Source organism: Pedobacter indicus (assembly GCF_003449035.1).
Classification (GTDB): Bacteria; Bacteroidota; Bacteroidia; order Sphingobacteriales; family Sphingobacteriaceae; genus Albibacterium; species Albibacterium indicum.
Window position 1 is genome coordinate 1917280 of the sequence record NZ_QRGB01000001.1, and the last position, 21847, is coordinate 1939126.

General features: G+C 36.8%; 19 protein-coding genes and 1 tRNA gene. 15 read left to right on the forward strand and 5 right to left on the reverse strand.

Annotation, left to right across the window (positions count from 1 at the left end):
* Positions 1-18 precede the first annotated feature (18 nt).
* The 9 genes from uxaC (at position 19) to D3P12_RS08695 (ending at position 8518) form a co-directional block, all read left to right on the forward strand.
* Complete coding sequence (gene uxaC, locus D3P12_RS08655; RefSeq protein ID WP_118194661.1) at positions 19-1428, forward strand: glucuronate isomerase; 1410 nt, start codon at positions 19-21, stop codon at positions 1426-1428.
* Positions 1429-1476: 48 nt separating this feature from the next.
* Positions 1477-2865: an MFS transporter gene (locus tag D3P12_RS08660; protein WP_118194663.1), complete on the forward strand. Its 1389-nt coding sequence runs from the start codon at positions 1477-1479 to the stop codon at positions 2863-2865.
* A gap of 17 nt (positions 2866-2882) precedes the next feature.
* The gene (locus tag D3P12_RS08665; protein ID WP_118194665.1) at positions 2883-3548 is read left to right on the forward strand and encodes a bifunctional 4-hydroxy-2-oxoglutarate aldolase/2-dehydro-3-deoxy-phosphogluconate aldolase; all 666 of its coding nucleotides are present in this window, start codon (positions 2883-2885) and stop codon (positions 3546-3548) included.
* A 63-nt stretch (positions 3549-3611) separates the two neighbouring features.
* Positions 3612-3684, forward strand: a tRNA-Lys gene (locus D3P12_RS08670).
* Positions 3685-3833: 149 nt separating this feature from the next.
* Positions 3834-4748, forward strand: coding sequence for a hypothetical protein (locus tag D3P12_RS08675; protein WP_118194667.1), 915 nt, complete (start codon positions 3834-3836; stop codon positions 4746-4748).
* Positions 4749-4930: 182 nt separating this feature from the next.
* On the forward strand, positions 4931-5278 hold the full coding sequence (locus D3P12_RS08680) for a helix-turn-helix domain-containing protein (protein ID WP_157970301.1): 348 nt from the start codon (positions 4931-4933) through the stop codon (positions 5276-5278).
* A 7-nt stretch (positions 5279-5285) separates the two neighbouring features.
* The gene (locus D3P12_RS08685; RefSeq protein ID WP_118194671.1) at positions 5286-6296 is read left to right on the forward strand and encodes a replication initiation protein; all 1011 of its coding nucleotides are present in this window, start codon (positions 5286-5288) and stop codon (positions 6294-6296) included.
* Positions 6297-7007: 711 nt separating this feature from the next.
* The gene (locus D3P12_RS08690; RefSeq protein ID WP_118194673.1) at positions 7008-7340 is read left to right on the forward strand and encodes a hypothetical protein; all 333 of its coding nucleotides are present in this window, start codon (positions 7008-7010) and stop codon (positions 7338-7340) included.
* Positions 7337-8518, forward strand: coding sequence for a relaxase/mobilization nuclease domain-containing protein (locus D3P12_RS08695; protein ID WP_118194675.1), 1182 nt, complete (start codon positions 7337-7339; stop codon positions 8516-8518). The genes D3P12_RS08690 and D3P12_RS08695 overlap by 4 nt, the downstream gene beginning before the upstream one ends.
* A 243-nt stretch (positions 8519-8761) precedes the next feature.
* On the opposite strand, the gene D3P12_RS08700 is transcribed toward D3P12_RS08695, so the two are convergent.
* The gene (locus D3P12_RS08700; RefSeq protein ID WP_118194677.1) at positions 8762-9292 is read right to left on the reverse strand and encodes a hypothetical protein; all 531 of its coding nucleotides are present in this window, start codon (positions 9290-9292) and stop codon (positions 8762-8764) included.
* Positions 9293-9313: 21 nt separating this feature from the next.
* Here D3P12_RS08700 and D3P12_RS08705 point away from each other — a divergent pair, with 21 nt between their 5' ends.
* Positions 9314-9628: a helix-turn-helix domain-containing protein gene (locus D3P12_RS08705; RefSeq protein ID WP_245977419.1), complete on the forward strand. Its 315-nt coding sequence runs from the start codon at positions 9314-9316 to the stop codon at positions 9626-9628.
* Between the two features lie 258 nt (positions 9629-9886).
* Here the strand turns inward: D3P12_RS08705 and D3P12_RS08710 are convergent, their stop codons facing one another.
* Together D3P12_RS08710 and D3P12_RS08715 are read right to left on the reverse strand one after the other, a co-directional pair.
* Entirely contained in the window at positions 9887-12394 is a 2508-nt protein-coding gene (locus tag D3P12_RS08710; RefSeq protein ID WP_118194679.1) for a cation-translocating P-type ATPase, read from the reverse strand.
* Positions 12395-12644: 250 nt separating this feature from the next.
* Positions 12645-13541: a hypothetical protein gene (locus tag D3P12_RS08715; RefSeq protein WP_118194681.1), complete on the reverse strand. Its 897-nt coding sequence runs from the start codon at positions 13539-13541 to the stop codon at positions 12645-12647.
* 178 nt (positions 13542-13719) lie between these two features.
* Between D3P12_RS08715 and D3P12_RS08720 the strand changes: the two genes are divergently transcribed.
* The 4 genes from D3P12_RS08720 to dcm all read left to right on the forward strand — a co-directional run bounded on the left by D3P12_RS08720 (position 13720) and on the right by dcm (position 18264).
* Positions 13720-14211, forward strand: a complete 492-nt coding sequence (locus D3P12_RS08720; protein ID WP_157970302.1) for a hypothetical protein — start codon at positions 13720-13722, stop codon at positions 14209-14211.
* Positions 14212-14275: 64 nt separating this feature from the next.
* Positions 14276-15943, forward strand: coding sequence for a DUF262 domain-containing protein (locus tag D3P12_RS08725; protein ID WP_118194685.1), 1668 nt, complete (start codon positions 14276-14278; stop codon positions 15941-15943).
* Positions 15943-16539 carry an AbiU2 domain-containing protein gene (locus tag D3P12_RS08730; protein WP_118194687.1) on the forward strand — a complete coding sequence of 199 codons (597 nt, stop codon included), beginning with the start codon at positions 15943-15945 and terminating at the stop codon, positions 16537-16539. The genes D3P12_RS08725 and D3P12_RS08730 overlap by 1 nt, the downstream gene beginning before the upstream one ends.
* Positions 16540-16965: 426 nt before the next feature.
* Positions 16966-18264, forward strand: coding sequence for a DNA (cytosine-5-)-methyltransferase (dcm, locus tag D3P12_RS08735; RefSeq protein WP_165438729.1), 1299 nt, complete (start codon positions 16966-16968; stop codon positions 18262-18264).
* On the opposite strand, the gene D3P12_RS08740 is transcribed toward dcm, so the two are convergent.
* Positions 18183-18914 (reverse strand): PmeII family type II restriction endonuclease, encoded by a 732-nt coding sequence (locus tag D3P12_RS08740; protein WP_118194689.1) that lies wholly within the window; start codon positions 18912-18914, stop codon positions 18183-18185. The two genes, dcm and D3P12_RS08740, sit on opposite strands and share 82 nt — an antisense overlap.
* Before the next feature lie 181 nt (positions 18915-19095).
* Positions 19096-20307, reverse strand: coding sequence for a site-specific integrase (locus tag D3P12_RS08745; protein ID WP_165438730.1), 1212 nt, complete (start codon positions 20305-20307; stop codon positions 19096-19098).
* A gap of 760 nt (positions 20308-21067) precedes the next feature.
* Between D3P12_RS08745 and D3P12_RS15475 the strand changes: the two genes are divergently transcribed.
* Positions 21068-21700 (forward strand): DUF2914 domain-containing protein, encoded by a 633-nt coding sequence (locus tag D3P12_RS15475; RefSeq protein ID WP_205941076.1) that lies wholly within the window; start codon positions 21068-21070, stop codon positions 21698-21700.
* The last annotated feature ends 147 nt before the right edge of the window (positions 21701-21847 follow it).

Genomic DNA, 21847 nt, shown 5'->3' on the forward strand with positions numbered 1-21847 from the left:
TACCATTTGGCCCATACAATGAAAACATTTCTCGACGAAAATTTCCTCTTAACAACCAAGACTTCAGAAAAGCTCTATCATGAGTACGCAGCGAAGATGCCGATCATTGATTATCATTGCCATTTGCCACCGGAACAAATAGCCGAGAATACTCAATTCGAAAACATAACGCAAGCTTGGTTGAACGGGGACCATTATAAATGGCGAGCGTTAAGAGCAAATGGTATAGAAGAGAGTTACGTCACCGGAGCGCAATCCGATCGTGAAAAATTTAGAAAATGGGCCGAGACTGTTCCCTATACCTTGCGAAATCCTTTGTATCATTGGACACATCTCGAGTTGCAACGATATTTTGGAATATCGGAGCTTCTCAATGCTGAAAGCGCAGACCGAATTTATGATGAATGTTCAGAGAAATTGCAGTCTCCAGAGTTTAGCGTTCGGTCTTTATTAAAGAAAATGGATGTCCGCATGGTTTGCACAACTGATGATCCGGTCGATTCGCTGAACCATCATCAAAAGATCAAGGATGATGGGTTTGAGATACCTGTCTTGCCAGCTTTTCGGCCAGATGCAGCGATGAACCTGGATAACAATGAGAAATTTTTAGAGTACCTGCAAAAGTTAGAAACTGTTTCTGATCGATCCATTACGAGTTATGCCGACTTTCTAGATGCATTGAAAACCAGACATGATTATTTTGCAGAAATGGGCTGTTCTGTTTCGGATCATGGACTAGGGCACATTCATGCCGATGATTATACTGATGATGAAATTAGGCAAATATTTGACCGGGCGCTCATTAGCAGTCAAATAACCGAAGAGGAGAGCAGCAAGTTTAAATCAGCGATGTTGGTTCAGTTTGCAGAGTGGGATGCAGAGAAAAACTGGGTGCAACAATATCATTTAGGGGCGCTGCGTAATAATAATAGCAGGAAATTAGCTGAGCTTGGACCCGATACTGGATGGGATTCCATGGGTGATTTTGAGCAAGGCAGAAACCTGTCAAAATTCCTCAATAAGCTCGAAAATAACCACAAGTTAGCGAAGACCATTCTCTATAACCTTAATCCGCGCGATAATGAACTGTTCGCTACCATGACCGGAAACTTTAACGACGGCTCGGTTGCTGGTAAAATACAGTACGGCTCGGCCTGGTGGTTTATGGATCAGAAAGACGGCATGATCCGTCAAATCAATACACTGTCCAATATGGGGCTTATTAGCCGGTTTGTTGGAATGCTGACCGACTCAAGAAGCTTTTTATCTTTCCCCAGACATGAATATTTCCGCCGGATTCTTTGTGATTTATTTGGAAGTGAGATAGAGAATGGTGAACTCCCGAATGACATCAACTTGATCGGGTCAACGATTGAAAATATATGTTTTAACAATGCAAAAGAATATTTTGGATGGAACCAACTATGATTAACTTATAAAAGTAGAACCATCAATCACGACCATTAAACTAAATTTATGAATTCTTCCAAACCAATAGGCAAGTATAGATGGACAATCTGTGCTTTATTATTCATCGCAACTACCATCAACTACTTAGATCGGCAGGTTCTCAGCCTTTTACATCCCATCTTAGAAGAAGAGTTTGGTTGGTCAAACACCGATTATGCCAACATTACAGCTGTTTTTCAATTCGCTTACGCCATATCCATGGTATTTGCAGGTCGGGTTATCGATAAACTGGGAACCAAATGGGGCTATGCGTTGGCATTAATTCTATGGTCAGTCGCTGCCGCGCTCCATGCCTATGCTCTTCCAATTGGGGAAGGTGTAGTATCAGTTTTAACTGCTTTTGGGATTAGCGGAGTGTCCGTTTCCGTGATGGGCTTCATTGTTGTCCGTGGGTTACTAGGTGTCGGTGAAGCAGGTAACTTTCCAGCAGCCGTAAAAGCAACCGCAGAATATTTTCCAAAAAAAGAACGCTCTTTCGCTACGGGAATCTTCAATTCCGGAACAACTATTGGTGCTATTCTGGCACCATTGACTGTACCCATCATGGCGCACATGTGGGGATGGCAGAGTACCTTTATAGCAGTCGGTTTAGCTGGATTCCTTTGGTTAATCCTCTGGTTTATGTTCTATGAAACACCAGAAAAGCAAAAACGGCTTTCCACGGAAGAGTATGACTATATCCGAAGCGATGATCCGGTTGTACCAGCAGACGGCGAAGCCAAAACCGCTGAGAATATCGTTGTCAAGCGTAGGATGTGGGCCAAATTGTTAACCTACCGGCAAACCTGGGTTTTCGCTGTCGGTAAGCTTATAACTGATGGGGTGTGGTGGTTCTTTTTATTTTGGTTGCCATCCATTCTTCACTCTGAATACGGCATGTCGACCACCGACATGATGATCCCCCTCGCTGTCCTATATGCGCTGACAATGATCGGGAGTATCGGTGGCGGATGGTTCCCAACCCATTTTATTAATAAAGGTTATAACGCATATGAAGGGCGTATGAAAGCCATGCTCATTATCGCCTTTATTCCTTTGGTTGTTTTAGGCGCCCAACCATTAGGTGAGTACAGCTATTGGTGGGCTATTGTACTGATCGGTATTGGCGCATCCGCACATCAAGCTTGGTCGGCAAATTTGTTTACCATCGCGTCAGATCTGTTCCCTACCAAAAGCGTTGGTTCCGTGACCGGGATCGGTGGTATGTTAGGTGGTATTGGCAGTGCCTTATTCAGTAAATCGGCAGGTGCTTTATTTGACCATTACGAAAGCCTTAACAATATTCATATGGGCTACACGATTATGTTTGCCGTGTGTGCATTTGCTTATCTTTTTGCGTGGATCCTGATGAAAGCTTTAGTGCCCAAAATGAAAGTAGTAGACTTAGATAAATAAAACTTATTTTATAAACAATGAGCAAAAGAACAACAGTTATTAATCAAATTTTAGAGCAAGGGACTTTACCTTTATTTTTTACTCCAAGTGAGAAAGATACCATAGAGATCGCACAGACTGTTTATTCAGCAGGCGTGAAGGTCATCGAATATACCAACCGAGGAGAAGAAGCCCTTAGGAATTTCAAAAGCCTAAAGAAAGAGGCACTGAAAAGTATGCCTGATCTGCAACTCGGAATTGGTACCATCAAAACGGCGAGGGAAGCCGATAACTTTATCGGTGCCGGTGCTGACTTTATTGTTGCCCCGACCATCAACCCCGAAGTAGGCCGAGCAGCCCATAACGCAGACCTGCTTTGGATACCTGGATGTATGACACCTACCGAAATCAGCATTGCGCAGGGGCATGATGCCGATATCATTAAGATATTCCCTGCCAATATTCTGGGTGTAGAGTTTTTAAAATCGATCAAAAGCCTGTTTGCCGGACAGAAATTTATGCCTACCGGAGGTGTAAACCTAACTGAGGAAAATATACGTGGCTGGTTTGATGCTGGTGTATGTGCAGTAGGTATGGGGAGTCAGCTTATCAGTAATGATGTCATCAAAGAAAAGAAATACGATTTACTAAAAGAACGCACCGAAACTGTGCTAGAGCTTATCAAAACTATCCAGAAAAAATAAGTGAATCTAAAATTTCTACCATGTTTTGTGCAGATAATTTTTAATTTTGTCTGCACAAAACATGACTCCGTAGCTCAGTTGGTAGAGCAACTGACTCTTAATCAGTGGGTCGAGAGTTCGAGCCTCTCCGGGGTCACATTGAAAATCAGGCAGTTGCATAAAATTTCTGCCTGATTTTTTTTCGCTCGACGAACATTCGACGAACATATTACCCCTCATATTATAAACCAAAATTTATTTTTTCTTTATTTTTCTTTATTTTTAGGTCCAAATCGGACTTGAATTATGACGTTCTTCTTTGTTTTTTTTGAAGTAGTTAGCATTCTCCTCACATTTTATTATAAGATATTAGCTCCTCTTATCGCTGTGTATTTTATAGTTTATCAATTGCTGAGTATCATATACTCACAACTGCCAAGGGTCGTACCTGCTGTTCAAACTGGAAAGTTGCGATATCTTAAGGGGCATAATAAAAATTCTTCCCGTATATCGATTGTCATATCTGTGATAACGCTAGGGTTGTTTTATTTAATGACGGTGGTGTTGCCTGATGAAGAACAAAGCAGGTTGACATTCATAAGAGATATCGCCTTAACCTCGCTAGTCCTTGTTGTTATGTTCGTCCTTTACAAGATAGGCAGAGCCCACCAACCAGAATCACTCATTCAGTTGATTAGAAAGATTTATAAGAAAGGATTGAATGATAACGAGCTGTTAGCCGAAGACGATGTGGAAAACATAGTTAATGAAAAAAACAATCGAGAAGCAGACCCCTTTCTCTCTTTAATAATAAAAAAAATAGAAAAAAGTGAGCTGGACAACATCCTCAAAAAGTATACATATTTCCGACTGAATGACCGTTCTAAAATACTTCTAATGCATTTACTGGAAAACGGGAGATTAAGGTATAACGACGACGTTGAATCAAACAAAAAAGAGTTTAGGAAATCAGATGATCTAAAAATAGTTTTTGAAGTCAACGCACCAAGCGAAAATAACGTCAAGAAGGAAATCTTACGTGAATTTTTCAAGGAGATATTTGATTTTAATTTTTTTGAAGAGCCAATTAATGAACATAGAATCAACTCACATATGCATTATACGAAGTCTGACTTTTATCGTTTCATAAACGATAATTTTGTGATTAAAATGTCAGATGGTATTGAACGAACTTTCGCTCGCAATGATTTGTTTAGGTAGAAATAGCTCGGATGATTTGTAAATGAATTTTACAACCTTAAAAAAAATAAAATAAAATAAAGCAAACGTTTCTTTTGTATGCATAATGCTTTATTTTAAGATGTAAATCCCGTTTACATCTTTTAAGTCAACTCTTTACCTCCGTATTATTGCTCCATGTCGAACAAAAAAACAAAAACGATATGGACGAATCAACACGTAAACTAATTGAAAACTTAAGCTCTAAAATTGACTGCTTAAGTCAGGCGCAAGAAGAGTTTTATCAAAAACATTTTCTTAAATTATCCACAGCATCTAAACCAATCTTAACGCAGCCAGAAGCAGCCGATTATATCGGTCTGACTCCAAACTACCTTAATCAGCTTACCCATCATGGTAAATTAAAATTTATCAAAAAGAAGGGGATGAAATCAAAATACTTTCTGAAACGAGACCTTGATGAATATTTAATGGGAAATTCAATTAAGGAAGATCCGGACTCCGAAACTGAAAACGATATTCTCAATTTCCTGAAACGGGGCAAAAGATAAAGCAACTATGTCTGCGAAGTTAGAAAAGTCTCAGGTGGATCTAAATTTAATCCCGACGCCTAACCGAATCCTTGAGGTTGTAGCTCAGTTTACGGTCTATCAATGGCGTATCTACGCTACGATCATCGAGCTGCTTGAAAAGGAGACAAAAAAGAGCTTTGAAGGAGGGCAGTTGGCAATCCAGAGTTTCTTAAGCCAGCAGACTGTTGTCTTATCGATACCGCTACGGAAAATATCGACCCACGCGAGCGACTATAGACGTGCAAAAAGGTCTCTAGCTGAGATGTCTAAGATAGAATGCGAAATTACTTATTCTGAAAATGGGAAAGGGCGGGTTGTCACAGGAAGCCTATTTACAGTCGATATGCCACTTATTCCCAACTGGAAGTCAACTGCCAGAATTTATATTCACCCAGAGGTTGCCAAGCTATTTTTAACGTTTCGGCGCAATCACAAAAATGATCCGATATTCTATAGTAGGTTCTCTCCCAATGTCGTCCGAAAGTTGACAAATGTTCATGTCATAAAGCTTTATTTTTTATTATGCCTCTGGAGGAATCGAGATGTTATATACAAGAGCATCGATGATCTGTACCTGATGCTGAATATCGGCTCAAAATACGCTCGATTTTCAGATTTTAACAAACATATCATTAGACCAGCCTATAAGGCACTACTTGCTATTGGCGATGTATGGTTTGATATTGAAGATCCTGATTTCTATAAGAAAGAAGGAGCCAAGACCGTTGGATTGAATTTTAAGCTGCTGACCAAACGGCACCTTGAATCCCATCAAACTAAAGTGGAGTCAATCAAACTTATGCTGATAAACGCATATCAATTCAAGGATATTGATTTAAATAAAATAGCGGACGTGTTTGCCCATATGAGATATCGAGATATCAACCTCAAAGTTTTGGAGTTGGCAGACAAGATCAATAGTAGTCCTGAAATCAGGTCACCAAAAGAATATATAATCACGTCTTTAAACAATGAGGTCAAGAATTATGAAAAATAGTTGGTATTCTTTCCCCACCGAGAAAAATAGTTGGTATTCCTTCCCCTTAAAAGTTGGTATTCCTTCCCCACAAGTTGGTATTCCTTCCCCTAAAAGTTGGTATTCCTTCCCCTTTTTTAAATGCTTGATAGCTTCTATGTGCTGCTATTCAGTAGGTTATACTGCTATAAAATTGCCCTACAATAATCAACTGATTATAACAATATTTTATCAAATGAATTTAGACTTTAGAAAATGAGAGAATCGAGAGATAAATTAAGGCATATTAAGGGGAAACTTGCCCTTTTTTGTTTGAAAAAAAATCATCGAATTGAAATTAATCAAATTCCTTCCCGAAAGTTGGTATTCCTTCCCCTTTTGCACAGACCACGATGTTCTAAAAGTTGGTATTCCTTCCCTTTTAATTACAATAAGCTGTTATACAGCAATTTATGTGAGTGTAACTTCGATCTAGAAATACCTTTATTTATTTCTCCAAAGATAGTCTTGAGGAGAAATGCCTGTAGTGCCCTATGGATAACCAAATACGCAACTTCGTGTAAAACGAGAGATGAACATAATAATCATACCCGAAAAATTTAAAGAGGATAGCCCTTAGCTCTTTCATGCTTAGAATACATAGTAAGCTGGAATGGGCAAGCCATGGAGTGAGTCCCTCACTCCGCTTGCCGTCAACCTCGACGCATTAATAAAACCGCACTTCGTTTAGTTATGAAAAGCAGAAAATTACCCACAGAACAGAAACGGATTCATGAAATAAAGATCCGTTTGAACTCAAAAGAAAAACAGAAGCTGGATCGGATCATCAGCCTGACAAATCAGCATGCACCTGATATCTTTAGGAAGCTTTTAAGCAACGGAAAAGTTCCGGGAGCGGCAGTTCCATTGTTGGATGTTCAGACTTACTATCAATTGCGGAAGCTCGCTTCGAATTACAATCAGTATGTGAAGGCTGTTCACCAAAAGAAGATTACGGAGGTTGACAGGAACCTAGGTCATGAGCTAAATATGGTTCTCGAGACCATTAGAAGAAAGATATCATGATTGCAATCCAAAAGGTTCACAGTTTTGTCTCCGCACTAAATTATAATGACGAGAAACTTCGGTTACCAGATAAAAGTAAAAGAGCTGAATTGCTAGCGCATAACTTTTTAGGCACCGAGAAAGATGAAATTCTGGAAGAGGTAAAGTTGATCAATAGTCTTAATACCCGTGTAAAGAACGATGGTTATCATGTTGCCCTTAGTTTTTCTGAAAAAGATAAGATTGACGATGATACTCTGATAGCTATAGCCGATGATTATAAAAAGGGTATGGGCTTTACAGATGATCATTTATTCTTGCTGTACAAGCATAATGATGGGGACGATCACCGTCATATTCATGTACACCTCTTATTGCACCGTTTGGCGATCGACCCCGATAACGGGAGAGCCCGTCTTGTTAGTGATTCTCACAACTTCCAACGAAGTGAAAAGCTGTGTCGTCAACTTGAACATAAGTATGGACTGGAAGTAGTTCCTTCTTCAAAGGAAGCTTTGGACAGAGCACCTACCAAGAATGAGCTGGAAATGATCGAACGAACTGGACGAGTATCTGAACGTATGTTACTACAGGAGAAGGTAAAACTTGCATTAGACGAGTCAACATCATTGGATGATTTTATAAAAGAATGCAGTCAAAACGGTGTGTACCTTCTTTTAAACCAGTCTGAAACCACAGGGCACATATCAGGTATAACCTATATCTCAGAAAATGGCTTTATCTGTAAGGGTAAGAAATTAGGTAATCAATTTAAATGGGGAAATTTAAAATCTAAAATAAATTATGAACAAAGCCGAGACCGTACGAGAGCTAGCGAAGCAAACCGTGCAACAAGAGAAAAATTTAGAAGTTTGCTTGAACGAGATCAAAGAGGTGAAAAAATGGATGGTGGAGCTGGTCAAACTTCAAGAAGCCACCATGAAAAATCAAGTAGCTCTTCACCAAACGATGGAGGGGCTTCCAGAAAAGGAACAGAAAGTCGATCTGAGCCCCGTTATTCAGGAGCTCGTGAAAGCACAAATGGAATACAGAAAAATGAAAACGCTGATCATTATCAGTTTTCTGACAGTTATAGTTCCTCTAGCCGCAGTATTAGCAGCAATTCTTATCCCGTATCTGATGTAGACGACGAAGAGGAAGAAAGGAAGCGGAAGCGTAAATGGAGAAGAAGGCGTTAATTGTAATATATTCAATGTGCCACAGCCGAATCTTTTATTGATCTAATAATCTTTCCCACCTTTATTATTTCTCGGAGATCTATTGTACAAAGCAGGTATACAGACAAGTCTGCCTTTTCCTTCAATTGAAACGAACTATTTTTATATGAATATATATTTATACGATTATATATTCATATAAAAATGCATAATGGTATATTTATATGAATGTATAAAATACAATTGAAGGAGAGTTCTGAAATGTTAAGTGAATTTAAAATTAGTTTGCCTAGATAAGTATTGGGAAATCAGTTTGTTATACTCTGTTTTGTTTAGTTCATAGTTAACATAGTCGCTTGGTTTTATGTCTTCAAAATTTCGGAAGTGCATCAGAAAGAAATGGCCCATTTTTGGAGTTAGATCTCCACCATCAAGAAACGCTTTTAGCTCCAAAATAAACTCCTCAAAACATTGGTTCATATCTAAATGTTTCTCTCCATTCAAAGCAGACATAAATACGATGTTTTGGACGATTGTATCGTTGTCCATAATTACATCAACAATATCTTTCCTTACAGAAGAATCGGCTTCCTGACAATATTCAACAAGAGTCATTAACAGCAACTCGTGTTGATCTTCAGTGGGGTCGTCTAGAAACTGCGCATGACAACCAACGAATAGGTTGCTAAATATTAGTTTCTCCTCATTTTTGAAATAATCGTCGACGTTTGTGCGATCAAACAATGTTTGATTTATGATAGGCTTTAGTGCAAGATAACATTTGGGACGGTTCATTTGTAAACAGCTTTAACGTTTATGATATGTACTAATATACAGATTTTTACTGATACACGTAGCGGTGTTTTTGATTTTAATCTTATCTTAATTGCGTGCATGGTCAAAAAGCCTCATGCATCCGATGTCGATATTTATTTGATAGAGCGCGTAAAAGAGCTCAGAGTAGAAAAAGGTATCTCCCAAGCTCAATTGGCACATCTTTTAGATGTCTCGACTGGCTATATCGGTCACGTAGAGAGTTCAAAAGATCGAGCGAAATATAACCTTAATATGCTCGTTAAACTTGCTAAGGTGCTTGAGTGTACCTATGACGATTTACTTCCTCCCGTATGATAAGAATTAGAAAAACTTAATAGCACATCCCAGTCTGAGGAAAGCCTTGCTTTAACGGAGCCCAGTTTCAATAACGAAATCAAGTATATAATAATGTCGAAATTACCGCAGTAAACGGTTTGGCGCTTGGCGCAGTGGCGGATTTCGGAGCACAAAACTGTCAATATACCACAAAAGTTGATGCGTGGTAGAATGTTCAATTAACCACGTCACCCGCCATTGAGCCAAACGCATGTTACAGGCTGGCGTTTTCGTAAACTATCTATTTATTTTCAAGCGTTTAATCCATTTATACACTTCAACCCACATCACCGATACGGCAGCAATAAAAATTGAGATTACAAATTCCTGGAAATTTATACTACTTACTTGAAAGAAAGAAGCGAATGGTGGAATATAGAGTATTGCGATAAGTAAAACCAAAGATGCTCCAAGGATTATGGGGAACAATTTATTTTTATTTTTAAAACTATCAAACATACTGTAAATGAATGAGCGATTTACCATACTCAAAAACACATTTGCAAATACTAAGGTTGTGAAAACTATTGAGCGTGTAGTTGCTTCGTTACTTCCGTTTTGTACGGCATACTGATATGCAGATAGAACGCCTGCGGTAATGACCAATCCCTGAATAATACTAATGCTTAATTCTTTCCAACTTAAGAATGTTTCGGTCATTTTACGTGGTTTCTCTAGCATTGTATTTTTTTCCATCGGCTCATTTTCATAGACAATAGAACAGGTTGGCCCCATGATTAGCTCCAAGAAAATAACATGTACCGGTGTGAAAATATGCGGATATACCCAACCCAAAAACAAGGGTAATGAAACCGTTAGAATAATTGGGATATGAATGGATATAATATACTGTATGGCTTTTTTGAGATTGGTATAAATTCTTCTTCCTGCCGCTATTCCAGTAATCAATTTGTCTAAATCATCATTTGCTATAACCAATGCTGCCGCTGCTTTTGCAATTTCTGTTCCTTTGTTTCCCATCGCTACGCCAATATGAGCTGCTTTTAAAGCAGGTGCATCATTTACACCATCCCCCAGCATTGCAACAACTTCCTCGTTCTTTTTAAGAGCGTTTACCATTGCCAATTTTGCCTCAGGAAACATTCTGGTAAACAGTGTGGTGTTTTTAGATAGTTCCATCAATTCTGTTTCTGTGTGATGAACGATTTCCGTTCCGTTTACCGCTGGTGTTTCGTTTATAATTCCTGCTTGATGCGCAATAGCCTTTGTCGTATCCGCATTGTCTCCCGTAATTACTTTTACCTTGATGCCTGCAGCATATATCTTTTTAAATACCTCTTGAATGTTTTCTTTCGGTGGATCGTAGAAAACGGTAAATCCTAAAAAGTCAAAAGAAAAATCTTGTTGTTTTTCAGGAAAGTGATTGCCTTCAAAATTACATTTAGCCACGCCCAGTACTCGGTACCCTTGCGCTCCGAAATTGATGATATGTTGTCGTAAATTGTCCTTCTCGCTATCAGAAAGAATAGAAACGGCAAGAATGGCTTCGGGCGCACCTTTGGCTGCAATAATTCTTTCACCTAAACTATTTTCAAAAAGATGCGTCATCATTGGAGGTTTCCCTTCTAATGGATATTCGTGTATCATTTGAAAATTCTTCCGCTCATCATTGGATTGTGTTTGCTCATAAATTTGATGCAGTGTTTTTTCCATGGGATCAAACGGAATGGGTTCACTACTCCACATAGCGAAACGAATAAGCTCTGAAAGCTCAGGTGTATTGAATTGCGTATCCTCAAAAACCTTGTTTGATTTGTAATCAAATAAAAGTTTCAGTCGCATGGAATTTTCAGTAATAGTTCCCGTTTTGTCCGTACAGATCACTGTAGTACTGCCCAATGTTTCGACCACACTACTACGTTTAATTATCACACCTTCACTCATTAATTTCCAGGCACCTAAAGCCATAAAAGTAGTAAAGGCTACAGGGATTTCTTCTGGAAGCACAGACATGGCCAAGGTTAATCCAGCGAGTAAACTTTCTATGATATTACCTGATTTCCAGTAGCTAAATCCCCAAACCATCAGAAACACGATAACACCAATAATCGCCATTCCCTTTACAAATTTGGTAATCTGAATTTGCAGCGGCGAATGAACTTCTTTGATATCTTGAATTGATTGACTGATTTTCCCTAGTTTGGTTTCTGCTCCAATTTTCTCTACATTAAAGATGGCCAAACCAGATACTACCAGCGTTCCGCTATATACTTTTCTATCTTCGGTTTCTTGACTTTTAAATACTGAAAAACTTTCACCTGTTAGTGAGGCTTCATTAACTGAAAAATCATTGCTGTGCACAATTTCGCCATCAGCACTAATCATTTTTCCTTCTTCAACAATGCACAAATCGCCAACGGCAATTTCGTTTGTGGGAATTTGCATCACGATTGAATCTCTGATAACAGTACTTAACGGTTCGTTCAATTTTTTCAACGCTTCCAGTGCTTTTTTACTGCGATTGTCTTGATAGAATGAAATTCCAGAAACGACAATAATAGCGCCCAACATAAAAATAGCTTCGGAATAATTGCCAACTATTATATAAATAACTGTTACCGCAATAAGCAAAAGCAGCATAGGTTCTTTCAAAATATCGAGCAACATCCTATACCACGCATTTTTTTTAATAGCGTCTATTTGATTGAAACCAAATTTTTTTCGAAAGGTTTTTAATTCCTCGGTTGTGAGACCTCTAAGGTGTTTGGGGATGTTATACCGCATCAGATGTCTAATTTTTTAAAAACTTAAACTGTTTTTTTATTTAAATTACTGTCAAAAGTGTTTTTTGTAAATTTTTTGAGTTTTTTCCACGCTTGCCTGTAACTATTTGGTAGATGTAAACCACATTGTAAACTACGGTTTCCTTGTTTTCTGCTGTTTCGCCTGGAAATATTTGGGATGTAAGGACGGTTTACAATAACCATGATTATTTTTCGTTTGGCGATGAAGGGATATTATAAGGGGCAACCCTTTAATGTCCTTTATAGGCTTTATTCATAAATTCGTCAGTTTTCGGAGACATCGAAACAGTTTTAGCTTTTCCTTTAACCATTGTTTCACTTACGAAAACAAGCTGCCCTTTTTTCTTGGAGAAATAATCTGATTGAAGTAATCTAAAATGCCCTTTTCTAAAATGCGGGATTTTAGATGTTGACGAGTTGTTAATATCCTTTACTTGTTCTGATAGCTGAAATGTAATGTTTTTATTCGTCTTACCAACGCTTTTTTCAAATAGATCTTTAGGAACACCATCAGCAACACAATCGGGGAAACAATTCATATACGCAATTGTATTAATCGCAAGCCGAAACATATTGGAATGCGTATTTGAAATTTCATCATCTTTTTTTAATACATCTGCATAGAATTTATCAGACATACGGCCACCATTTTCACCTAAAGAATAGTATAGTTCCAGACTGCCATCACTTTCAATACTTAAAGAAAATGCATATCCATCAGCTTCATAGGGCAAATGTAGAGCAAATCTGAACATTAAGGTTTGTTTTTTTTCATTTGAATAAAAATGAAACACCTCTTTATTTTGCCCCTTTGCGAGCAGGAATTTTTTAATACCATCCAAATCCGATAATGGAGTTATTTGAAGAAAGTTTCTTAATTCTTTATCTAAAAAGAAAATATGTAAAAGCTCACCTTTATTATCATCTCGCCATAAATCTAAACCCTGAATTATCAAACTTCGAGACGCTGAAGTTTCATCAAAACCCAATGGATTTGATAAGAGGTTTTTCTTAAGTACATAATATATTTGTTCATCTGTAAACTCTGGAGTAAATTTCTTTTGTGTTCCATAGAGCTGCTTCCAATAGAACTTTAAAGGTTTGCTGTATTGTACTTTTTTAGCCATATTAATTTACTTTAAAGGCAGTATGAATAAAATCACGACAAAGGCTCATGGTTATTTAGTGCTGTTTATGTCTATCAAAAATAAAGATAACTTATGGTTTGCCAAAACGATCCTTTTGGTAAACTATTGATAATTGTTATTTTTATTGGCAGATACTACTTAAACAACGAACAGTGCTATGAAACCTTTGTTGACATTGATCTTATGCGTGACGTTTCCGTGGTGCTATGGTCAATTTAGGACTAGTAAATGGGGAATGGCAGAAAAGGAGGTGGTAAGATCCGAGGAACTTGTCACACCTAAATCCGAGGATTTTTGGTATAGTCCCTTGGATTTAAATATCAATTCCTTGTCGCAAACTATCACCTTAAATAATTCAAATCGTGAAATTTCCTATCTGTTCGAAAATGGAAGATTTACCAATGGTATGTATTCATTTATTCCATTTGATGTTAAGAAAGAAGATTCTTATCTAAAGCTATGGGAACATACAAAAATTAACCGCATAAATAAATATGGCGATGATTTCAAGATGGAAGGTGAGAGCCTGAACTGGGAATTTGAAACCCCTAAAATAAAAGCGTTTCACATTCAGAGTGGTATTGAAGATATTGAATTTATATACGTGATATACGATTCCTCGAAATTAAAACAGAAGGATATTTTATAAGATAAAATTAAGGGTTATCTTTTGCCTACAATAAACATTTATAAACCGATTAAAAAAACATAATATGGCTACCATTGAAGATGGTGATAAAAAGTATAGTACTTTATTAAATGAAATTGAAACAGGTCAGATTAAGATTCCTCAATTCCAACGTCAATTTGTTTGGGATTTGGGTCTTTCTGCAAGATTAATAGATAGTATTCTAAAAGGGTACCCCATAGGTACTTTTATATATTGGAGAACCAACGAACGGTTACGATCCGTAAGAAATGTCGGGAATATTCATTTGCCAGACCCAAAAGAAGGAGAGTTTGTCAATTATGTCTTAGACGGTCAGCAACGAATCACATCCCTGTTCGCAGCACTGAAAGGTGAAATTATCGAGAGAGAAAACGGGAAAAAGGAAGACTATTCGAATATATATATCGACTTAACCGCCAATGATGATGAATCAATTGCAATTATAGACATAATCGGGAAAGAAGAGAACTCAGTTATCAAACTTACTGACTTGCTGTTCAAAAAAGCACTAGAAATCTACAATTATTACCCAGAGGAATTTCATGAAAATATTGACAGGTATAAAGGGATAATACAAGCATATCAGTTTAAAGGTATCGATTTGAAAGATGCGGAAATAGATATAGCTACAGAGGTGTTTACCAGACTGAATGTGGGAGGGAAAGATCTATCATTGTTTGAGATAATGGTAGCTAAAACTTACGATCCAAGCCGTAATTTCGATTTATATGATAAATTTCAAGAATTACTGGAAGCCTTAGAACCTGCTAAATATAATACTATTTCGTCCGCTAATATGCTTCAGTTTATTTCTCTTTTGATTTCAAAAGAATGTAAAAGAAAAGTAATTCTCCGATTAGATAAAAAGGAATTCATCGATAAATGGGATGATGCAGTTAAAGCTATAAAGAGCGCAGTTGAGTTTTTTAGGAGCTATGGTATACCCGTTTCGAAGTTATTGCCTTACAATACATTAATAGTGCCGTTTGCTTACTTTTTTCATCACCATCCGAATAATCCAACGGGAGAGAAATTAAAATTATTGATAGACTTTTTCTGGCGGGTTTCGATAGGATTTAGATATTCCTCTTCTGTTGAAAGTAAACTAGTCCAAGATATCGATAAAATTGATAAAATCTTGAATGAAGAACATCCAAGATATGAGTGGTCGGTTGATTACTCGTCTGACTTCATAAAAGAAAAAGGGTATTTTGCAACAGGTAGATCATTTATAAAAGCTATTCTATGTTTATATGCCAAACATAGACCTAAATCCTTTGACAACCATTTAGATGTGAATATCGATAATAGTTGGTTGAAGATTGCAACATCTAAGAATTATCACCATTTTTTTCCAAAGAGTTATATGCGCAAGAATCAACCCCAATGGGAAAGTTCCCAGGTCAATCATATTGCTAACATCACCATAGTGGATGACTTTTTGAACAAAAATAAGATCAGAGCAAAGGCTCCATCTGATTATATGAAGGTATTCCAGACACAAAATGAGTTCTTAAATGAAACGATGGAAACACATATGATCAATGATCTCGAAACCTTCGGCATCTGGGATGACGATTATACAAAGTTTTTTGAAAAAAGAATAGAAGCTATTAGCGTTGAGCTAAAACGTTATATCATACCTCAGAGATCAAACGAGCCACTTGAGTATTATGAAGATCATGAATATCAGGAAGAAAATGAGCTGTGATGACTTTACGAGAAAATATATGGGGTATATGGGAGACTCTTGAGAGATCACGTTACAATTTTGAATGTACGAAGTACCTTAATAATCCAGAAACGGAAGAAGAGTTTAATTGTATAAAAGGATCAATCTATCTCCGCAACATCGCGGGATCACTTTGGCGAATCTGTATAATTGATTTCCATAAAATTGTTAGTGGATCGCCGAATGATGACCTATGTATATCAAAATTGATTAACAAAATAAAGAATAACAACTATAGGGGGCATAACATTTCTCCAGCAATGGTTTGTTTGTGGCAAGATAGTTTAGAGAAGAACAAAAAAGCAATTGGATTAATTAGAACTCTGAGGAATAAACTATTTGCTCACACGGATATCGGTTTTGTCGAAACACCCGATGTTACATTTTCCGAAATTTTTCCTGTATACGAAATGGTTGAAGTAATAATTAAAGATGTCTATAAGTATGCATTCGATACTCATGCAGATTTATCACGTCGATATGCAGATGACCATGGCAAGCGTATGATTAAAATGATTGCCGAATATAAGATAATGCAACGAGAAGACCGATTTGGAAATGTTTTTAAAAAATGATATGTTCACCATGTAAGTTCGACTTATATTCAGCCCCTTCTTTTTTTAATATTGATGTCATGTAATTGCGACATAAATTAAACCTCGCTCTGGATTGTCAGACAACGGCAAGTGCAACACCAATGGATATAAAAATTGCGCTAAGAAGTGTTATTATAAGTTTCATGTACATGTAGAAAATTCGAAAGACTCAGCCTTAATATGGTTGTTAAGCTTAAGAAGATCTTGTATTTTAACTATGAGAATTTGTTGTCTTAATAAATCTATTTTTATATTTGGTTTTATTGGCTTCGTTAAATGCCGCAAGTGTCTGATTTTCAATTCGAATTTTAAGAACGTCTACATTGCAGACATTTTATTCACTAAAATCTTGTAAATTCAATTTATTTATTGTTAGTTTGTAACCATTGTATAAGGTTTTGTAACATGGTTATGGGAAAATATTTAACACTGTCCGAAGCAGCTGAATTGCTTGGTAAAAATAAAGAAACACTCCGTCGCTGGGACAGAGAAGGTAAACTAGTTGCTTTTCGTGAGCCTATGAGCAATTATAGAGTTTACAAACGCCACCAAGTGGAGACATTGTTTTCGGAATTTATCAACATAGATGAAGATGATACCGACAACTACGTCGAACCTATGCAAGAATATAAGGTTCTAGAGCTCTTTGCGGGAGCGGGGGGACTAGCGATCGGCTTGGAGCAAGCGGGACTAAAATGTGCGGCTTTAAATGAAATTGATAAACATGCATGTCAGACACTAAGGCAAAACAGACCTCATTGGGAAGTTCTCGAAGGCGACATAAAAAATTTCGAGTTCACTGAATATAAAAACCAAGTTGATGTAGTTACTGGGGGATTCCCGTGTCAAGCTTTCAGCTATGCTGGAAAAAAACTGGGATTAGCAGACGCTCGCGGCACTTTATTTTACGAGTTTGCTCGAGTGGTTAAAGAAGTTAATCCGCCAATATGTATAGGAGAAAATGTTCGTGGGTTATTAAGTCATGAAAACGGTAAAACATTACAAGGTATGATTTCGATTCTAGATGAAATAGGATACGACGTGATGCCAGTACAAGTTTTAAAAGCTGTTAATTTTAAAGTTCCACAAAAAAGGGAGCGTTTGATTTTGGTTGGAGTTCGAAAAGATATTCACATAAAATATGAATATCCTAAACCATATAAAAAGATATTCACTCTCCAAGACGCATTAAAAAAAGGAGATTTGTATAAATGTGACGTTCCAAAATCTGACGGAGCTAAATACCCTAAAAGCAAAGCTGATGTTCTGGATTTAGTGCCCCCAAAAGGGTATTGGAGAGATCTGCCATTGCAGATCCAAAAGGATTTTATGGGAGGAAGCTTCTATTTAGGAGGAGGTAAAACAGGAATGGCTAGAAGAATTGGATGGGATGAACCGTGTTTAACGTTAACGTGTAGCCCTGCTCAGAAACAAACGGAACGCTGTCATCCAGACGAAACCCGTCCTTTTACTGTGCGTGAGTATGCGCGCATACAAACTTTTCCAGATGAATGGAAGTTTTCGGGAGCATTAACTCAACAATATAAGCAAATTGGGAATGCGGTGCCTGTTAATTTAGGAAAAGAATTGGGTTTTTCTATTATTGCATTTTTGAACAAATATTATGGTGCTTTAAAATCGAAGAGAGGGGATACTTCTATTTCCTTAGTTAGTTGCTCCACCCCTTCATTGATCAAATCCTGAGTATCTAGATTGTCGATTAATTCGTGCAAGCTTTTTACCAGGCCGCTATAAAAATTTGGAAATCCAGTCAGCCGATGCCAAAAATCTTTTCCAATAAAAACTGGGTGCGTTTTATCAATGACCTTATAATGCATACTTAATTCATCAACGTCCCCATAAAGAACACCCACAATGAAATCATTATTATTTATATTGCTAAGCGCCTTGTTTGTTCGTGCTAAGTGAATGGTTTTTGTAAATTTAGCAATGAGTGGTTTTACATCTTCCGAGTTAATAGTATTCGGCCCAGATTTCAATTGACACCATTTCCGTCTATTGTCAGTTTTGTCTATGAACTCGATGTCCATTCCCTTGATAAGGGAACCCTCAGCAATCTGAAGCTCTACAAACATATTTTGAATTCTAGTACCAAAAATAGTATTAATTGAAGTGCCTAGAACCCTAGGATAAAATAGGGCCTTTGCAACGCCTTGAGGTGTATAGTCATTTTCCAGCACCTTCGATAAATATTTTACTACGATAGGATTAATTTTGTAATTCTTCAGTTTAGAATTAACTGTTATAGACGAGTGTATATGGTTTTCAAAGATGTATGTTTCGAAATATTGAACGATTTCAATTAAAATGTCAGCTTGGCCTTTAGTTGTCATACTTTTTTGTTTTTGCTAAGATATAAACAATCATCTTTTTTCAAGTAGAATGGTTTTTATCTTTTAGATATTTCTAAAGATGGGAAGTTTGAGAAATAGCGTATGGTATCCTCACTATTCCATCTATCACAAACAACGTGTGTGGCTACCCTATACCACTTGAATAATCCGAAATTATACCTTACTTAATCACATCCTCAATTATCTTATCCAGTTGATTACTCGGAAGTGTTTGTAAATAAGACATGGTCGATTTGATATCCTTGTGGCCTAAGGCCTCACGGATGATCTCGATAGAGATGTTATTAAACTTAAGCTGAGTGGCAAATGAATGACGTGCACAGTAGTAGGTAATATTTTTATCTATTTCGAGGTCAGCCATAATGATCTTCAAATTGCGGTTGACTTCTTTAAGTTTCTTTTTCTTAAAATTATCAACTGTATTCTTCTTCGGGTTCGCTGTTCTTAACAGATCAAAAATGAAAGGTGAACGAGGATTCGGGTTTTGGTATTTTCTTAAAATTTCTGCTGATCTTTTATTCAACTTGAACGTTACGACCGCTTTAGTCTTCGATCGGGTGTAGGTAAACGACTGTCCAGACATATTACTTGCCTTCAACTGGATTAGATCGATAAAATTAATTCCTCGTGAAAAATAGCTGAACAGAAATATATCCTTCGCAAACTCAATATCAGGAAAGTCACTTTTGTACTGTTTTAATTTCTCTATTTCGTCGGCTGTCAATATCTCTTTGTGATTTCCAACCCTACCACTTTTGATTTTATATTTCTTAAACGGATAGTAGTTTTCAGGAATGAGTCCACTATCTATAGCTTTATTTATGACGGATCTTAAAGTTCTCATACGTATCCCTATTGTGGCATCTGAGTTGCCGTTCGACTTCATAAATGCCTCGTACTTAAATAAAAATGCCGTGGTGATCTCGTGAAAATCAATATCTTCCTTTCCAAAGCATTTCTTTATCGAACTTAATGAGTCTCTGAAGAACACGTTGGTGGAGCTTTGTGCGGTATCCTTATTGTTGTCGATAATCTTTTGTTGATAGTCTGTGTAGGACAAAGACAATTTTTTACTAGAGCTTGATCTTACTATTCTAACCATATCACTTACTGAATATTCAACCCCACGTAAATCTAAGTCATCAACATAGTCGTCCAGTAGTTCTTGATATTTAGTAATAAATTTATTTAAAGCTTTATGCTGCTTGTTTTGGCTTTTAACCCGTTGAGTATCGAATGACCAATCATCGAGTTTTACAGACTTGCCTAAAGAAATAGTTGTGTTTTTCCTATCTTTGATTAGCTGAATGACAATGGAGTGTTTCCCGTCTGCATTGGGTGCACTCTTTAATGTAAACTTTATCGTGCTCATATGTGATAACGATCTGGTTCGACGAACATTTGACGAACATTGTGCGTTTAAAGATAAAGAAAACATACGGCATTATAAAGATATAAAGTCCTTATTTGGCTGATTTACAGCATAAATAAAGGAAACATAGGGTAAAATAATCTTAAATATTTATGACTCTTAATCAGTGGGTCGAGAGTTCGAGCCTCTCCGGGGTCACATTTAAAAAGAGGGTTTTACATAAAAGTGAAACCCTCTTTTATTTATCGTCGAGAACATGCTGTAAAGAGTAATGAAAAGAACATTAGTACGATTTAGAAACAGTGCATTTCGAAAATATGTTAGAAAACATGAAAAGTATTTGCCTGTACTGTTCTTCATGGGGGGATTTATATTTGACACCATGACCTTAGGCAGAATAGATCGAGTATATGATCTTTCTATTCTTTGCTTACACATGATCTTTCTTACAATTAATATCTATATCTTTAATTTGGCTGATGATGGAAAGTGGAAAAACACTTTTATCGAAAGATTTGAAATTTATCTTCCTTTAGCCATACAGTTTTCTTTTGGAGCACTTTCAAGCGCTTACGTCATTTATTTTTCGCGGAGTGTTTCTCTATCTAAAACAGCTTCATTTTTTATAATTTTAGTCTTTATACTATTCGCAAACGAGTTATTAAAAAAACGAATTTCAAATAAATATTTGCAATTTAGTGTACTCTATTTTTTAAGCTTTACATTCTTCAGTTTTATAATCCCTGTTTTTATAAGACAGATGAATCAAGAAATCTTTCTGATCTCTGGATTTACGAGTTTAGCTTATATCATCTGCTTATTGATTTTTATCTATCTGATGAGTCCGAGCACTCGCAAAGAGATTCATTTGGGAAAAATGATCAGTATGATCTTGATACTTTATACAACATTTAATTTCTTTTACTTTTTTAAACTCATCCCTCCCGTACCCTTAGCATTAGAAGAGGGTATTGTTGCTCACCAAGTAGAGGTTAGCAACAATAAGTATAAAGTTATATACGAAGCGGATGACTGGTATATCTTCTGGAGAGATCATCGATTGAAATTTACTCATCGTCCGAATGAAAATGTTTATGTTTTCACCTCGATATTTGCTCCCACAAATCTGGAAAAAGCTATTGCACATCGTTGGAAATGGTTAAACCCTGCTACTGAAAAATGGGAAATTGTAGAAGATATTGCTTATGAAATTAAAGGGGGTAGAACAGGCGGCTATCGAGGGTATACTTACAAAAACAATGTTAAGAACGGAATCTGGAAAGTAGAAGTCATCACTGTTGAGGAAGAACTGGTTTTAGGTATAGTCGATTTTGAAATTGTTTCAGGATTTAATAATATAAAACAAAGGGATTTAAAGGAAAAGATATTTTAGGTATGTCTTGTTCGGTGCTGTTTTTTATGTTCATTACTCAAATGTAAGTTTAAACCTCAATTAGTCAAACCGAATTGCCAGAGAGGAATTGTGTTCAAGTATCCCATTTCGATATCATCCTTTACTATAAAGCCTTTTTCAATACCC

Coding starts and splice junctions, on each gene's coding strand:
- uxaC (WP_118194661.1), top strand. CDS start 19: ATGAAAACATTTCTCGACGAAAATTTCCTCTTAACAACCAAGACTTCA.
- D3P12_RS08660 (WP_118194663.1), top strand. CDS start 1,477: ATGAATTCTTCCAAACCAATAGGCAAGTATAGATGGACAATCTGTGCT.
- D3P12_RS08665 (WP_118194665.1), top strand. CDS start 2,883: ATGAGCAAAAGAACAACAGTTATTAATCAAATTTTAGAGCAAGGGACT.
- D3P12_RS08675 (WP_118194667.1), top strand. CDS start 3,834: ATGACGTTCTTCTTTGTTTTTTTTGAAGTAGTTAGCATTCTCCTCACA.
- D3P12_RS08680 (WP_157970301.1), top strand. CDS start 4,931: ATGGACGAATCAACACGTAAACTAATTGAAAACTTAAGCTCTAAAATT.
- D3P12_RS08685 (WP_118194671.1), top strand. CDS start 5,286: ATGTCTGCGAAGTTAGAAAAGTCTCAGGTGGATCTAAATTTAATCCCG.
- D3P12_RS08690 (WP_118194673.1), top strand. CDS start 7,008: ATGAAAAGCAGAAAATTACCCACAGAACAGAAACGGATTCATGAAATA.
- D3P12_RS08695 (WP_118194675.1), top strand. CDS start 7,337: ATGATTGCAATCCAAAAGGTTCACAGTTTTGTCTCCGCACTAAATTAT.
- D3P12_RS08700 (WP_118194677.1), bottom strand. CDS start 9,292: ATGAACCGTCCCAAATGTTATCTTGCACTAAAGCCTATCATAAATCAA.
- D3P12_RS08705 (WP_245977419.1), top strand. CDS start 9,314: ATGATATGTACTAATATACAGATTTTTACTGATACACGTAGCGGTGTT.
- D3P12_RS08710 (WP_118194679.1), bottom strand. CDS start 12,394: ATGCGGTATAACATCCCCAAACACCTTAGAGGTCTCACAACCGAGGAA.
- D3P12_RS08715 (WP_118194681.1), bottom strand. CDS start 13,541: ATGGCTAAAAAAGTACAATACAGCAAACCTTTAAAGTTCTATTGGAAG.
- D3P12_RS08720 (WP_157970302.1), top strand. CDS start 13,720: ATGAAACCTTTGTTGACATTGATCTTATGCGTGACGTTTCCGTGGTGC.
- D3P12_RS08725 (WP_118194685.1), top strand. CDS start 14,276: ATGGCTACCATTGAAGATGGTGATAAAAAGTATAGTACTTTATTAAAT.
- D3P12_RS08730 (WP_118194687.1), top strand. CDS start 15,943: ATGACTTTACGAGAAAATATATGGGGTATATGGGAGACTCTTGAGAGA.
- dcm (WP_165438729.1), top strand. CDS start 16,966: ATGGTTATGGGAAAATATTTAACACTGTCCGAAGCAGCTGAATTGCTT.
- D3P12_RS08740 (WP_118194689.1), bottom strand. CDS start 18,914: ATGACAACTAAAGGCCAAGCTGACATTTTAATTGAAATCGTTCAATAT.
- D3P12_RS08745 (WP_165438730.1), bottom strand. CDS start 20,307: ATGAGCACGATAAAGTTTACATTAAAGAGTGCACCCAATGCAGACGGG.
- D3P12_RS15475 (WP_205941076.1), top strand. CDS start 21,068: ATGAATCAAGAAATCTTTCTGATCTCTGGATTTACGAGTTTAGCTTAT.